The sequence below is a fragment of the Bacillus sp. P4_E1 genome, assembly GCF_056401715.1.
On record NZ_JBFUIV010000012.1, the window covers coordinates 58942 to 72921 of the forward strand.

At 35.6% G+C, this 13980-nt stretch carries 18 protein-coding genes; 6 read left to right on the forward strand and 12 right to left on the reverse strand.

The features are described from left to right. Position 1: 1 nt before the first annotated feature. The 7 genes from AC1DS7_RS17625 to spoIIM all read right to left on the reverse strand — a co-directional run bounded on the left by AC1DS7_RS17625 (position 2) and on the right by spoIIM (position 5698). Positions 2–823 carry a purine-nucleoside phosphorylase gene (locus AC1DS7_RS17625; protein WP_001078443.1) on the reverse strand — a complete coding sequence of 274 codons (822 nt, stop codon included), beginning with the start codon at positions 821–823 and terminating at the stop codon, positions 2–4. 12 nt (positions 824–835) lie between these two features. Further along, the gene (gene deoB, locus AC1DS7_RS17630; RefSeq protein WP_002014935.1) at positions 836–2020 is read right to left on the reverse strand and encodes a phosphopentomutase; all 1185 of its coding nucleotides are present in this window, start codon (positions 2018–2020) and stop codon (positions 836–838) included. A 364-nt stretch (positions 2021–2384) separates the two neighbouring features. Then, on the reverse strand, positions 2385–3113 hold the full coding sequence (locus AC1DS7_RS17635; protein ID WP_002088470.1) for a FixH family protein: 729 nt from the start codon (positions 3111–3113) through the stop codon (positions 2385–2387). Between the two features lie 144 nt (positions 3114–3257). Next, entirely contained in the window at positions 3258–4148 is an 891-nt protein-coding gene (gene xerD, locus AC1DS7_RS17640; protein WP_002014937.1) for a site-specific tyrosine recombinase XerD, read from the reverse strand. Between the two features lie 6 nt (positions 4149–4154). After that, positions 4155–4385 carry a YqzK family protein gene (locus tag AC1DS7_RS17645; RefSeq protein WP_002088473.1) on the reverse strand — a complete coding sequence of 77 codons (231 nt, stop codon included), beginning with the start codon at positions 4383–4385 and terminating at the stop codon, positions 4155–4157. Positions 4386–4488: 103 nt separating this feature from the next. Beyond that, positions 4489–4944, reverse strand: coding sequence for a ferric iron uptake transcriptional regulator (gene fur, locus AC1DS7_RS17650; RefSeq protein ID WP_000392654.1), 456 nt, complete (start codon positions 4942–4944; stop codon positions 4489–4491). 106 nt (positions 4945–5050) lie between these two features. Continuing rightward, positions 5051–5698: a stage II sporulation protein M gene (gene spoIIM / locus AC1DS7_RS17655; protein ID WP_002014939.1), complete on the reverse strand. Its 648-nt coding sequence runs from the start codon at positions 5696–5698 to the stop codon at positions 5051–5053. A gap of 126 nt (positions 5699–5824) precedes the next feature. Between spoIIM and AC1DS7_RS17660 the strand changes: the two genes are divergently transcribed. Then, entirely contained in the window at positions 5825–6376 is a 552-nt protein-coding gene (locus tag AC1DS7_RS17660) for a GNAT family N-acetyltransferase (protein ID WP_429687753.1), read from the forward strand. Positions 6377–6399: 23 nt separating this feature from the next. Here the strand turns inward: AC1DS7_RS17660 and AC1DS7_RS17665 are convergent, their stop codons facing one another. Next, the gene (locus AC1DS7_RS17665; protein WP_002014941.1) at positions 6400–6939 is read right to left on the reverse strand and encodes an NUDIX domain-containing protein; all 540 of its coding nucleotides are present in this window, start codon (positions 6937–6939) and stop codon (positions 6400–6402) included. A gap of 74 nt (positions 6940–7013) precedes the next feature. On the opposite strand from AC1DS7_RS17665, the gene mciZ reads away from it, so the two are divergent. Next, entirely contained in the window at positions 7014–7142 is a 129-nt protein-coding gene (gene mciZ, locus AC1DS7_RS17670) for a Z-ring formation inhibitor MciZ (RefSeq protein WP_476999138.1), read from the forward strand. Between the two features lie 53 nt (positions 7143–7195). After that, on the forward strand, positions 7196–8110 hold the full coding sequence (locus AC1DS7_RS17675; RefSeq protein WP_215588472.1) for an aldo/keto reductase: 915 nt from the start codon (positions 7196–7198) through the stop codon (positions 8108–8110). Between the two features lie 58 nt (positions 8111–8168). On the opposite strand, the gene AC1DS7_RS17680 is transcribed toward AC1DS7_RS17675, so the two are convergent. From AC1DS7_RS17680 to AC1DS7_RS17690, 3 genes are all read right to left on the reverse strand, one after another. Continuing rightward, on the reverse strand, positions 8169–8996 hold the full coding sequence (locus AC1DS7_RS17680; protein ID WP_002143047.1) for an aldo/keto reductase: 828 nt from the start codon (positions 8994–8996) through the stop codon (positions 8169–8171). Positions 8997–9126: 130 nt separating this feature from the next. Then, on the reverse strand, positions 9127–9651 hold the full coding sequence (locus AC1DS7_RS17685) for a GrpB family protein (protein WP_002143048.1): 525 nt from the start codon (positions 9649–9651) through the stop codon (positions 9127–9129). 68 nt (positions 9652–9719) lie between these two features. Then, positions 9720–9983: a YqkE family protein gene (locus AC1DS7_RS17690; RefSeq protein WP_002014945.1), complete on the reverse strand. Its 264-nt coding sequence runs from the start codon at positions 9981–9983 to the stop codon at positions 9720–9722. Between the two features lie 201 nt (positions 9984–10184). Here AC1DS7_RS17690 and AC1DS7_RS17695 point away from each other — a divergent pair, with 201 nt between their 5' ends. Continuing rightward, positions 10185–11774, forward strand: a complete 1590-nt coding sequence (locus AC1DS7_RS17695) for a bifunctional metallophosphatase/5'-nucleotidase (RefSeq protein ID WP_215600686.1) — start codon at positions 10185–10187, stop codon at positions 11772–11774. A gap of 169 nt (positions 11775–11943) precedes the next feature. After that, positions 11944–12255, forward strand: a complete 312-nt coding sequence (locus AC1DS7_RS17700; protein ID WP_002014947.1) for a ferritin-like domain-containing protein — start codon at positions 11944–11946, stop codon at positions 12253–12255. A 49-nt stretch (positions 12256–12304) separates the two neighbouring features. Here the strand turns inward: AC1DS7_RS17700 and AC1DS7_RS17705 are convergent, their stop codons facing one another. Continuing rightward, positions 12305–12781, reverse strand: coding sequence for a ribbon-helix-helix domain-containing protein (locus AC1DS7_RS17705; RefSeq protein ID WP_002014948.1), 477 nt, complete (start codon positions 12779–12781; stop codon positions 12305–12307). A gap of 131 nt (positions 12782–12912) precedes the next feature. Here AC1DS7_RS17705 and AC1DS7_RS17710 point away from each other — a divergent pair, with 131 nt between their 5' ends. Next, positions 12913–13911 carry an alpha/beta fold hydrolase gene (locus tag AC1DS7_RS17710; RefSeq protein WP_002143051.1) on the forward strand — a complete coding sequence of 333 codons (999 nt, stop codon included), beginning with the start codon at positions 12913–12915 and terminating at the stop codon, positions 13909–13911. Positions 13912–13980: the final 69 nt, after the last annotated feature.

Sequence of the window (13980 nt, forward strand, 5' to 3'; positions counted from 1 at the left end):
GTCACCCCTTCATTTGTTTTACAATTGCTTTTACTAATGCTAAGAAATTAGCTTTAACACGTTCTGTCGTTTCAATTACTTCATCGTGGTGAAGTGGTTGATCTAAAATACCAGCTGCCATATTTGAAATACAAGAAATACCTAGTACTTTCATACCTGCATGACGAGCTACAATTACTTCCGGTACTGTTGACATACCAACTGCATCTCCGCCAAGTGTACGAAGCATACGAATTTCAGCAGGTGTTTCATATACAGGACCTGTCATTCCAACATATACACCTTCTTGTACTTTAATATTTAAATCTGCTGCAACTTGTTTCGCCATTTCGCGAAGTTCTGGCGTATATGATGTAGACATATCAGGGAAACGTACACCCATTTCAGAATCATTTGGTCCGATTAATGGGTTCGTACCCATGAAGTTAATATGGTCTGAAATTAACATAAGATCGCCTGGTTCAAATGATGTATTTACACCACCAGCTGCGTTCGTTACAACAACTGTTTCTACACCTAGTTCTTTCATAACACGAACTGGGAATGTTACTTTTTGCATATCGTATCCTTCGTAGAAATGGAAACGTCCTTGCATTGCTACTACTGTTACACCTTGAAGTGTACCGAATACAAGTTGACCTGCATGTCCTTCTACAGTTGAAACTGGGAATTCAGGGATTTCACTGTATGGTACTGTTACTGCGTTCTCGATTTCATCTGCTAATACACCTAGTCCAGATCCAAGGATTAGTCCTACTTGTGGTGTCTCTTGAAATTTCTCTTTTAAGTATGAAGCTGATTTTGTAATTAGTTCACGATTCATCTGTTTATCCCCCTATTTCTTTAGCTCGTTTAAGAAGCTTGTTCCATGTTCTGGCATTTTAACATTAAAGTTTTCTGCTACAGTTGCACCAATATCAGCAAATGTTTGACGAAGTGATAACTCTTGTCCGCCTTCTTTCATGCTTGGGCTATATGCTAATAACGGTACATATTCACGTGTATGATCAGTACCAGGATGTACTGGATCATTACCATGGTCTGCTGTAATTAATAATAGATCATCTTCTTTTAGTTTTTCGAATACTTCTGGAAGACGTGCGTCATATTCTTGCAATGCTTCTCCGTACCCTTGTGGGTCACGACGATGACCAAATAAGGCATCAAAGTCAACTAAGTTTAAGAAGCTAATACCTGTAAAGTCCATATTTAATGTATCTACAAGCTTGTCCATTCCATCCATATTTGATTTCGTACGAAGTGATTCAGTTACACCTTCTCCATCATAAATGTCAGCAATTTTACCAATAGCAATTACATCATAATCGCTATCTTTAAGTTCATTCATTACTGTGCGACCAAATGGTTTTAACGCATAGTCATGACGATTTGGTGTACGTGTGAAGTTTCCTGGCTCTCCAACGAACGGACGAGCAATAACACGCCCTACCATGTACTTCTCATCTAATGTTAATTCACGTGCGATTTTACAAATTTTATATAGCTCTTCAAGTGGTACTACTTCTTCATGAGCTGCGATCTGTAATACACTATCAGCAGAAGTGTAAACAATTAAAGAACCTGTTTCCATTTGTTCTTGACCAAGCTCAACAAGTACCTCTGTTCCAGAAGCTGGTTTATTACCGATAATTTTACGACCTGTCTTTTCTTCTAATTCATCAAGTAATTCTTTCGGGAATCCTTCAGGAAACACTTGGAATGGTGTATCAATGTAAAGGCCCATGATTTCCCAGTGACCTGTCATTGTATCTTTACCTGTAGATTTCTCTTGCATTTTTGTATAATATCCAAGCGGTTTCTCTACTTTAGAGATTCCTTTCATTTCACGAATATTACCAAGGCCTAATTTCACCATGTTTGGCATGTGTAATCCATTCATATGTTCAGCGATATGACCAATTGTATCAGAACCTAAATCACCAAACTGCTCAGCATCTGGTGCTTCACCGATTCCCACAGAGTCCATTACGACTAGGAAAATACGTTTATATTTATTCATAACTGCAACCTCCTATATGTTCAGTTCTACTTCTTGTAGTATGTTCAAAACGCTATAAAGTGAAACTGTTATCAATGGGAATTATCTTTCGTCCTCATTATTAAACAGTACTGCTTTAAATCATTCTCTAACTTTTTCGTTTTACTTTCAAACGAATAAAAAACATTTCTAGGTTTTTCCAAGTCAGATGTCAGACATCTGATATTGATATCATAACATGTTTACGCTTTCTTTTTAATACATTTTCGTAGAATTTCTCATTTTCTTTACCCTTCTATTGTAATCCATTCTGCAAAGAAGTGCTAATCATTTTATAACATATTTCCTAATATAAAAATAAAAAGCAGCTCTAAAGAGCTACTTTTTATTTTACTTCTACTGTTTCTTCTTTATGTTCATGTAGTTCACCTTTTTTAACATGAACTTTCACTTTGTAAGCACCGTTTTCTTTGAAAGTATGTTTCGTTTCATACTCTCCTTTATTTCCTTCTTTCGCTGGAATAAATTCGTGCTTTTCAACACCATCTTTCCAAATCTCAAGTTGTACTTCAGCACCAGTTAACGCTTCTTCTTTTTGCTTCAAATGAACTTTCATTGTTGATTCAGCATTTGCTTTAATATCACCAGCCATAAGATGTATCATCGTATCACTTTTATGATCCCCATGACCTTCTTCTTTTTTCGCATCTTCTACTTTTGCATTTCCTACAGCGACTTTTGTTTCTGGCATAACATGCATTTCACGTGCATTTGTATGAGGAATAATATGATATACTCCATCAGTTTCAAATGTTTTCTCTACTGCATAAACACCTTTTCCTTTATGCTTACCATCTAACATCTCGTGTTTCTCGTCGCCATCTTTCCAAATCTCAAACTTTACATCATCAGCATCCGTTACTCTTTCTTTTCCTTGTGTAACAAGTGCTTGTACTTCTGTTTTTTCACCAGGTTTAATTTCTTTCGGATTCGTTTGAACCGCTACTTTTATAGCTTCCAGTTTCTGTTCTTTTTTCGGTTCTTCTTTGTTTGTATTACAGCCAGCCAATGCTAGCATCGCGATAAATAAAGTCATAATAAGTTTTTTCATCATCATTTCCTCCTTCATACTTTATTTAGTATAGAGGAAATACATTGTAATATTCTAGTCTTCTGCTGAAAACAATGTACGAAATGTTTGTGAAGTTTTTGTGAAGTACTATAGCCTTTTGAATCTATGAAAAAAAGAGCATAGTAACTATGCTCTCGGATGAAACTGTTTATATACATCTTTTAATCTAGCTTTTGAAACATGCGTATAAATTTGCGTCGTTGAAATATCTGCATGTCCAAGCATTTCTTGCACAGCACGTAAGTCTGCCCCATTTTCTAATAGATGCGTAGCAAAAGAGTGACGCAACGTATGCGGTGTAAGCTCTTTTGCAATATTCGCTTCTTTCGCTAGCCGTTTTAAAATTTTCCAAAATCCCTGTCTCGATAATCGATTACCATGATGGTTTAAAAAGAGCGCATCTACTGCTTTTTTACCCATCAATTCTCTTCTTCCTTTTTCAATATACTTTTGAATCGCTTCTGTCGCTAAGCTTCCTAGTGGAATAATTCTTTCTTTGTTCCCTTTCCCGATACAGCGAACAAATCCCATCGTTAAGTGCACATCTTCTAAATTTAATGCAATTAATTCTGAAACACGAAGTCCTGTTGCATACAACAACTCTAACATTGCCTTATCACGAATCCCAAAAGCACTTGCCGTTTTCGGTGTTTGAAGCAATGCTTCCACTTCGTCGATTGATAATACTTTTGGTAATTTCCGTTCCCCTTGTGGCGTTTCAATATGTACCGATGGGTCATGCTCCACTGCTCGTTCACGAAGTAAAAATTGATGAAACGAACGAATCGATGCAATATGACGCGCCAATGTTTTTGAAGATTTCCCGTTTTCTTTTAAATGCTGCAAAAAGTTAACAATATGCAAGCGTGTCACTTCATGAAACGTCTTCGTTTGTTCTACATTTTGCAAATACTTCACATAGCTTTTTAAATCGCGTTCATAAGATACAACTGTATTTTTCGCTAAACCTTTTTCAACAATCATATAATGAATAAAATCTTTTAATTGATCTTCCAATCTACACTACTCCCCATTTTCATAGAAAAACATCATTCTATTTACGAAAGCATCCTTTTCCGGCTCCTCATTCCCTGATACTTTTTCTACAGTCTCTTCTTTTGGCTTTTCATAACGATGGTAACTTTCATATTCTTCATTTATCCATAGTATAGCGAAATAAAACAAAATCGTACAACTTGTAAATAATAAAAATACTTTCATCCCATCAAAAGTTAATTTTAAAGCTCGGCGCATTGTAAATTCCTCCAAAATATAAGTTATTACAACATATGCCAAGCTTTCACCAATTTATACCTTATTCAAATAAAAAACCTCTTCCTAGTTAAATAGGAAAAGGTTATTTTTCATCCGTTTCATTTTCTTGACAATTTTTACAAATCCCATGGAATGTTAAACGATGATCTTTCACCTTAAAGCTCCAGTCTCGTTCCACTTTATTCTCCACTTCACCAAGTAAATCTTCTTGTATTTCTTGTACAGCACCGCATTGTGTACAGATTAAATGATGATGGAAACGCTGTGCACCTTCTTGGCGTAAGTCATAACGCGAAACACCGTCTCCAAAGTTAATTTTATCGACAACTTTCAACTCAGACAATAACTCTAAAGTTCGATAAACGGTTGCTAATCCGATCTCTGGCGACTTTTCTTTTACAAGGAGGTATACATCTTCTGCGCTTAAATGATCTTCTTCATTTTCTAGCAGCACACGAACTGTTGCTTCACGTTGTGGTGTCAATTTATAGCTCGCTGCATGTAATTGCTTCTTAATTCGTTCAATTCTTTCTTCCATTCGGTACTACTCCCTCCTCGCCACTCTTACACCATTATATCAGAAGAAGGGCTCCTGTCAAAAGAAAAACAATAAAAACAAATTGATAATTATTCTCAAAAAACATTTATTGTTTGTTAATAGCCTCCACAACTTCTTTCATTAAAACTGGTGATGCATACACTTCGACACTGGAAGCAATAGCTAATACCGCTCCAATCACGAGAAAAAAGCATGTATAGCGAATTAATAACGGTAATAGTGGCTCAGTTATTTTCCGAATAAATTGATGCCTAATCATGCGTAAGGAAAAGCTTGCAGCAATTGTTGTCATTACGAGAAATACAGGAATTATAATTAAATTTTGTGGCAATACAGATACAAATGCTAATAATAGTCCATTCCATCCGTGCTGACTTACTAAAAAACCTACTGTAAATCCAACAACTACCCCTTTTAAAAATAGTAAGATAAAAATGAGCGGCAACCCAATAATTGAAATCCCCAAAATCCAAATAAAGCCGATATATTTTAATTGCGAAAAGTAACTTTCTCGAAACATTTCGCCTGCGACAGCAAATTCTCCTTTAGAAACTTGTCCAAAAAAACGCTGTAAATAAAATGATAAATCTTGCTTTTGGTTTATTTGTAAACTATTCACAAGAATCGCTCCAAATATTACTCCCATCAGTAATAAAACCGCATTAAATATATATAGTGAAGAATTTTCCTGTATGTGAGACATTACACGGTCTTGCCACGTTTTTCGCCACATTTTCCTTCCCTCCGTTCACACTCTTACTAAAAATGTATGAAAGAAAGAAAAAAAGTATGACGAATTAGCATTGAAATTCCGCTCTACTTTGCTAAACTAAAAAGTAGAGAATAGGAGGGATTTCTCTTGAAACCATTATTATTAGATTTTCCAACATTATTTCAAACTGAGCGCTTGCAAGTACGTAAGCCGTTTCCAGGTGATGGAACAGAAGTATATGAAGCAATCCAAGCTTCGCTAGAAGACTTATTACCATGGATGCCAATTACAGCTGAAACAGAAGAACGTGCTGAAGAAATTGTTCGCGAAGCTCACGGACAGTTTTTACTTCGTGAAATACTTGATTTCCACTTATACGATAAAGTATCTGGTACATTCATCGGAGCTATTACGCTCAAGCCTGAAAACTGGGATATTCCAAAGTTTTCACTTCACTTTTGGCTACATAGCGCTTATACAAAGCATGGCTATATGACAGAAGCCATTAAAGGTGCGATTCAATTTGCATTTGATAAACTAGGTGCTAGAAGAATTGAAATTCGTACTGATGCAACAAATATAAACGCATGTAACTTAGCAGAACGTCTAGAATTTATTTTAGAAGGTACAATGGAAAATGATTTCCTAGCACCCGATGGCAGCTTACGCGATGCACGTGTATATGCAAAAATCAACTAAAAACACTCGCCTTAGGCGAGTGTTTATTTTTGTAATTGTAAATATTGTACTGCAAACATCGTCTTAGCATCATGTATGCGAAGGTCTTTCATAAGATCAATCGCTTCTTCTAATGACACTTCCATTAATTCCACAAATTCATCTTCATCTAAAGCTGCTTTATTTTCTTTTTGTTTTAATCCTGTCGCTTTATATACATATAAAATCTCATCTGCAAAACCAGGTGATGTATAGAAAGATGTAATAAGCTCCATATTTTCACATACATATCCTGTTTCTTCTTCTAATTCACGAACTGCTGTTACCTCTGGCTTTTCCCCAGGTTCTAACTTCCCAGCAGGAATTTCCACAATTGCCTTTTCGAGAGCTTTACGATACTGCTCAACGAGTACAATTTTCCCCTCATCAGTAATAGCAATAATAGCAACTGCCCCAGGGTGATTTACGATTTCACGTTTACTCATTTCTCCATTTGGTAATACTACATCATCAACACGAACTTTTATAACTCTACCATCAAAAATCGGTTCAGTTTTTACTGTTCTTTCTGCAAGATTACTCATACTACTTCATCTCCCTGTTCTATTTCCTAATCGTTCTTCATACATTTTACCACATTGAAAGGAGCGTGATAGAAATGAAAGTTTACATTTTACCAAATTGCGTCACTTTAGTCGGCAAAGCATGGCAAATTCGTCATAAGCTAAAACAATATGGAAAAGAGTATACAACTGTACAAGAGTGGATTACAGCAAATAAAAAGTAAACGTTTGTCAACCTCCTTCCCCTTTCGTACAATAAAGGTAAGGAGGTTGACCTATGAAAAAACGTCAATTAGGAAACTCAGATTTATATGTTACGGAAATTGGATTTGGCTGTATGTCTCTCGGTGCATCTGAGGCTGAAGCTATGCGTATTATCGATGAGGCAATCGATTTAGGAATTAATTTTTTTGATACAGCGGACTTATACGATTATGGATTAAATGAAGAATTTGTTGGAAAAGCTCTGAAAGGAAAACGCGACCAAATTGTTCTTACAACAAAGGTTGGAAATCGATGGACAGAAGAAAAAAACGGTTGGTCTTGGGATCCTTCTAAAGCTTATATAAAGACCGAAATAAAAGAGAGTTTACGTAGACTTCAAACAGATTATATTGATTTATATCAACTGCATGGCGGGACGATTGAAGATCCTATAGATGAAACAGTTGAAGCCTTTGAAGAATTAAAAAAAGAAGGGATTATTCGTCATTATGGTATCTCTTCTATACGTCCAAATGTCATTCGTGAGTATGCAAAACGATCAAATATCGTTAGCATATTAATGGAATACAGCCTTTTAAATCGTCGCCCTGAAGAATGGTTCCCGTTTCTTAATGAACAGCAAATTAGCGTTATTGCTCGCGGACCACTTGCAAAAGGGATTTTAACTAACAATAATGCAAGAAAGATAGAAAGAGTAAAAGAAAAAGATTACCTCTCTTATTCTTACGATGAGTTATATTCGACACTCGCGAGTGTAAAAGAAATAACCCAAGAAAGCTCTTTAACAGGAACAGCTATTCAATATTGCTTACATAACGAAACTGTTGCAGCTGTTATACCTGGTGCAAGCTCTATTCAACAATTGCAAGAAAATATACAAGCTAGCCAACAGTTATCTTTAACAAAAGAAGAATATGTACAACTTCAAAAGATTGTTAAGTATGATTCATATGCTTTGCATCGCTAAAATATTGATACCGATAAAAGCAAAAGACTGCCCCCCAACACTAGGCGGCAGTCTTTTTTTATAACGTATCATATTTATCAGGATTCGTTCCTACATGTAAATTACGATTTAACGTATTAATTTGATCCATCTCTTCTTCAGTTAATGAGAAATCAAAAATAGTAAGGTTCTCTTTAATACGAGATGGCGTAACAGATTTAGGAATAGTCACAATCCCACTTTGAATATCCCACCTTAATATAACTTGTGCAGGTGACTTTTCATATTTTTTAGAAATAGCCTGAATAATTGGATGCTGGAATACTTCGCCGCCTCTCATTAAAGGACTCCATGCTTCCATTTGAATTTGCTCACCTTGACAGAAATCACGCAATTCAAATTGCGCTAACATCGGATGAAGTTCCACTTGGTTGACCATCGGCTTCACTTTACAATTTGGTAATAACAGTTCTAAATGATGTTTATGAAAATTAGAAACACCAATCGCGCGCACTTTACCTTCTTCATATAGCTTTTCTAAAGCACGGTACGTATCAACATACTTCCCTCTTATCGGCCAATGGATTAAATATAAATCTACATACTCCATTTGTAATTTCTTTAAACTTTTTTCAAACGCCTCGAGCGTCTCCTCGTACCCTTGATCGTCGTTCCAAACTTTTGTTGTAATAAACAAGTCTTCTCGCGGGATTCCAGATTCACGAACCGCTTCTCCGACACCGCTTTCATTTTCATATACAGTTGCTGTATCAATCGAACGGTATCCAACTTCTAACGCTGTTTTTACTGCTTGTTTAACTTCGTCGCCTTCTTTCGCTTTATAAACGCCTAGACCAATCATCGGCATTTTCACACCATTATGAAGTGTAGTTGTTGGAATATGCACAGTCTTTCTCCCTTTCATTGTTACATTTTTATAAACCACAACTTTATTTCAACAAGATTCATCCAAAAAGTCAAAACATACGTACAGTTTACATAATACTTTTATACACATTTAAAAAAATAAAGTGAACTCAGTCATTCACTTTATTTCCTTTCCATTCTTTCGCTTTTTCATCAACATTACGTATAAATTCATTTTTTCCTTCTGTATACAACGTGCCATCATATGTATATTTTTCAGCTAGTTCTTTCTTTAAAGTCGCATACGCTTCTGCTTCTTCACAATGAGCCATCATATAATCACGAAATGCTAAATGCCTTACTATCTCAGGATTTCCTTTTTCAAATACGTGTAAGTGATACGAGCGTTTTTCCTCAGTCCCATGAATAAAATAACGACGTCTTGAAATACCATTTTCCCCTTTTACGATGTAACCAAGCTCTTTAAAACGTTCATTCCAATGATCTACTCTGTCGATACTCTCTACTTCCATAATCATATCTATAATTGGTTTAGCTGCCAGTCCTGGCACTGACGTACTTCCAATATGATGGACTTTCACCATTTCTGGCATCGCCGATTTTAATCTTTCGGCTTCCATTTGGAATTTCTCACTCCAATGATTTTCATACGGAACGACTACAATTTCCCTCATTCTAACTCCCCTTTTCTTACAAACTCGTCAAAAAAATGATCAGCGGCATTTCACTGACCATCTTTTTATTATTTAAAGTCTTTCCAAGTAAGGCTACTTTCACTTAACAGTTCTTCAAATGATTTATTCTTTTCACGTTCTTTTTGTTCCTTACGCTTTCTTTCTTGTTCTGCTGCCTCTTTTTTCTCTTCTCTCACTTGCAACTCTTTTTTCTTATTCTTTAATTGTTGCATTAACGAATCGTTCAATTGATCACCTAGTGTAAGTGATTCTTTCTCTGGTTGATTCATTTGAGAGTGTCTTTGTGTTTGTCTTTGCTTCTTTTTCTTCATACTATTCACCTTTTACTTTTTTCTCCATTATAGAGGATACACGGCGAAATCGACAATAAAAAAGGTTCCCTACTCTATTATTTATCTTTTGTAAATATGTTAATTTTTCGAAAAAACTAAATTTTTATATGGATATAATCCTAGTAATCTATTAAAATTATGTCGTATGATGTCAGATTATAAAAAAAGGAGAAATTAATTATGTGGAAAAAAATTATTCCTGCTGTTGCTGTTTTAAGTACTATTACTTTTTCAAGCGTATTCGCCGCTCCTCCATCTCAGACTCCTGCCGAACAAAACCGATACATAGACGTACAAATGCTTGGTATTAATGATTTACATGGTCAACTAGATACTGTAAAAAAAATTAACAATAAAGAAGCTGGTGGCGCTGATTATTTAGCTACTTATTTAAAAGAACGCAAAAAACAAAACCCTAATACACTTCTCGTACATGCCGGTGATATTGTCGGAGCTAGCCCACCAGTTTCCGCATTATTACAAGACGAACCAACAATTGAATTTTTAAATGACTTAAAGTTTGATGTTGGTACAATCGGAAACCATGAATTTGATGAAGGTATCGATGAAATGAAACGCCTCATTTACGGTGGATATCACGAAAAAACAGGGAATTTCAAAGGAGCAAACTTCCCTTATGTCGCTGCAAACTTCTATAATAAATCAACTGGCCGCTTATTTTTACCACCATTTACTGTAAAAATGGTAGACGGAGTTCCTGTAGGATTCATCGGAGTTGTTACAACGGATACACCAAATGTCGTTATGCCTACTATGCTTAAAAATGTAGAAATCACTGATGAAGTAGAGGCTATTAATAAATCCACACAACAATTAAAGCGTCTCGGCGTTAAATCTATCGTAGTCCTTGCACATGTCGGCGGAACAACTGATGAGTCTGGTGTAACAAATGGAGACCTCACTCGAATTGCAAATGAAACAGATCCAGAAGTCGATGTTATTTTTGGTGGACATAGTCATACGTATGTAAATGGTACTGTAAATAATAAACTTATCGTGCAGGCGAACTCTTACGGGATGGCTTTCTCTGATGTAGATGTAACGATTGATAGAAAAACAAAAGATATTGTGAAGAAAAAAGCTGAAGTTATTACAACGTACCATGAAGGTGTAGAGCCTGATAAACAAGTAAAACAAAAGTTAGATCAATATAAAGAAAAAATCGCACCTCTTGTAAATGAAGTAGTCGGAAAATCTACAGCACCTATCGACCGTAAACAAAACGATGCTGGTGAATCTACACTTGGAAATTTAGTTGCGGATGCCCAGCGCCAAACTATGCAAACACAAATCGCTCTTATGAATCCTGGTGGAATTCGTAATGATCTAGACGCTGGAGATATTACATGGGGCGAATTATACGGCATTCAGCCTTTCGGAAACCAATTAATTAAAGTAGATCTAACAGGTCAAGATATTCGTGATATATTAAATCAACAATGGCAAAAAGGAGCAACGAGAATGCTTCAAATTTCAGGTATTCAATACACTTGGGATGCAAATAAACCAAATAACGAAAAGGTTACGAATATCCGTTTAACAAATGGTGAAGAATTAGTTCCCTCTAAAACGTATAGCGTAGTTGCAAATGCTTTCCTAGCTTCTGGCGGTGATGGATTCGTATCCTTTAAAAATGGAAAAAATGCTGAAACTGGTCCAAACGATTTTGAAGCATTAGTCGATTATGTAAAACAAGTGAAAGAACCAATTCAGCCGATTATTGATGGACGTATTCAAAAAAACAATTAAATACTATTCAAACTAGTGCGTGACACTCGAAAGAAGAAGCTCCTTTTATATGCAAGGAGCTTCTTCTTTTAGAGTCATACGTATTGTCATTCTTCTAGTGCAGTAAAGGATACGCACATAGCCCCTTGTTTCTTCGTAGTATATAGAAAACTATAATGGGAAGATTTGTATGTATTTCTATCAAACAATGACGATACATTGTATCGACAAACACATTCGTAGTATTGAGAAAGCAATTAATGGAGAATATAGCGCCATTCATTTTTATGCTAGATTAGCTACTTTAGCTCCAGACATAAATGAACGAACTCAAATCCTTGAAATTCGGCAAGATGAGCAACGAACAGTTGATTTTTACTTAGAAATTGCTGACGAAACGACAAATCAACAAGTGAAAGAAACATTTCGGCGCGCAGCAGCTGATGAACAAAATCATGCCGTTTGGTTCCTATATTACTTTTCGAAACAAAACAAAAAATGAAATAAAAGAAAGGATACACGCTCTTATATGGAACATAGTATCCTTTCTTTTATTTCTCTGGATACGTTTCATGATTAACATCATACCGTTGCAAAAATTCCTGTAGTGCTTCTTCTACAATTTTAGACTTTTGAATCCCTTTTGATTCCGATATAACATCTAGTCTTGCTAATACTTCTATATTAATCGAAAAGGTTCGTTTCTTTTTCTCTGTGCTCTTACTTATAATTTGAACACTTACTTCTTCTCTTTTTCTTAGCAATTCATAAATGCTTTGTAACTGTTCATAAATTAGTAATTGATAGTCTGTTTTTGCATATTGAAGGGCAGTAGCTTCTTGGATTTGCAAATGACGTGGCTCTTCACCATCACCTATAAAGATACGTTTTTTCTGCTCTCCATCATATTCATATCCAATCACCCTTAATTTCTTTGATAATGTATATGGGCTCATTTCAAGCCGTTTCGCTATAATAGCGATTGATTCGCGTCTATTTAAAGAATCAATAATTTCTCCAATCGTCATATTCTCCCTCCTCTCTTAATCGCCTAAACTTGAAATCAAACCAGTATGTTATGATACAATGATTTTCTAGTAGTATATGCAAAAGAAAGAGCCTGTGCGATTCATACCATTTAAGAAAAGGAGGTTTACATATGCTTTTTCGTAGCCATACCCCTCAGTTTTACAACGAAAAGAAGCAACTAATCCCTAACAGTATCGCTACGATAGAAAGCGTTATGATTAATGACCGGAAACAATCTCTCCTTATACGCGGCCAAAACGTGGACCAGCCTATTTTATTATGCTGTCACGGCGGCCCTGGTATGGCACAAATCGGCTTTATTCGCCATTTTCAAAAAGAGTTAGAAAAGCACTTTATCGTTATTAATTGGGATCAGCGAGGGGCAGGTAAATCCTTTTTATGGCGGGACATCCAAACAAATCTTACGATTGATCAATTTTTTTCAGATGCAAAAAAGGTTATTCAATATCTTCTCAAACGCTTTAATAAGCAAAAACTATTTCTCGCTGGTCATTCTTGGGGAAGTATTATCGGACTACAAATCGCTAATCAATGTCCCGAATATATAGAAGCATACATCGGCATCGGTCAAATCGTACATATGAAGCAAAATGAAGAATTACTATATCAACATTTAATTAGCTCTGCCAAAAAACATGACCATAAAAAGGCATTAGCTTCTCTTTTAAAATTAGGGAAACCACCCTTTTTAGATACGAGACGCCTCATTATTCAAAGAAAGTGGCTTGGTACATTTGGAGGAGCAATCCAAAATGGATCTTCCTTTTCTTTCATACGAAAAGGCTTCTTTTCTCCTGAATATACGCTATTAGATTGGTTCAAATTTCTCGCAGGAAATTTAAAATCCGGAGTTTTATGGGAAGAGATGCTGACAATCGATTTCTTTTCATCTATTTCAAGTTTATCTATTCCTGTTTATTTTTGTTCTGGTCGCTATGATTATCAAACTCCTTATGCACTCGTTCAACAATATTGCGATATCATTCAAGCTCCTATTAAAAAGATGATTTGGTTTCCAAACTCGGCACATTCTCCAGATTTAGAAGAGCCTGAGTTATTCGCTAAATCTTTACAATCAATTAAACAAGAACTATCTTTTCAACATTAATAACAAAAGGCGCTTTTACATTTCATAGAAAACATTTTATAATGATATGTCACTACAAACACTTGCTTG

Coding starts and splice junctions, on each gene's coding strand:
- AC1DS7_RS17625 (WP_001078443.1), bottom strand. CDS start 823: ATGAATCGTGAACTAATTACAAAATCAGCTTCATACTTAAAAGAGAAA.
- deoB (WP_002014935.1), bottom strand. CDS start 2,020: ATGAATAAATATAAACGTATTTTCCTAGTCGTAATGGACTCTGTGGGA.
- AC1DS7_RS17635 (WP_002088470.1), bottom strand. CDS start 3,113: ATGATGAAAAAACTTATTATGACTTTATTTATCGCGATGCTAGCATTG.
- AC1DS7_RS17645 (WP_002088473.1), bottom strand. CDS start 4,385: ATGCGCCGAGCTTTAAAATTAACTTTTGATGGGATGAAAGTATTTTTA.
- fur (WP_000392654.1), bottom strand. CDS start 4,944: ATGGAAGAAAGAATTGAACGAATTAAGAAGCAATTACATGCAGCGAGC.
- spoIIM (WP_002014939.1), bottom strand. CDS start 5,698: ATGTGGCGAAAAACGTGGCAAGACCGTGTAATGTCTCACATACAGGAA.
- AC1DS7_RS17665 (WP_002014941.1), bottom strand. CDS start 6,939: ATGAGTAATCTTGCAGAAAGAACAGTAAAAACTGAACCGATTTTTGAT.
- mciZ (WP_476999138.1), top strand. CDS start 7,014: ATGAAAGTTTACATTTTACCAAATTGCGTCACTTTAGTCGGCAAAGCA.
- AC1DS7_RS17675 (WP_215588472.1), top strand. CDS start 7,196: ATGAAAAAACGTCAATTAGGAAACTCAGATTTATATGTTACGGAAATT.
- AC1DS7_RS17685 (WP_002143048.1), bottom strand. CDS start 9,651: ATGAGGGAAATTGTAGTCGTTCCGTATGAAAATCATTGGAGTGAGAAA.
- AC1DS7_RS17690 (WP_002014945.1), bottom strand. CDS start 9,983: ATGAAGAAAAAGAAGCAAAGACAAACACAAAGACACTCTCAAATGAAT.
- AC1DS7_RS17695 (WP_215600686.1), top strand. CDS start 10,185: ATGTGGAAAAAAATTATTCCTGCTGTTGCTGTTTTAAGTACTATTACT.
- AC1DS7_RS17700 (WP_002014947.1), top strand. CDS start 11,944: ATGTATTTCTATCAAACAATGACGATACATTGTATCGACAAACACATT.
- AC1DS7_RS17705 (WP_002014948.1), bottom strand. CDS start 12,781: ATGACGATTGGAGAAATTATTGATTCTTTAAATAGACGCGAATCAATC.
- AC1DS7_RS17710 (WP_002143051.1), top strand. CDS start 12,913: ATGCTTTTTCGTAGCCATACCCCTCAGTTTTACAACGAAAAGAAGCAA.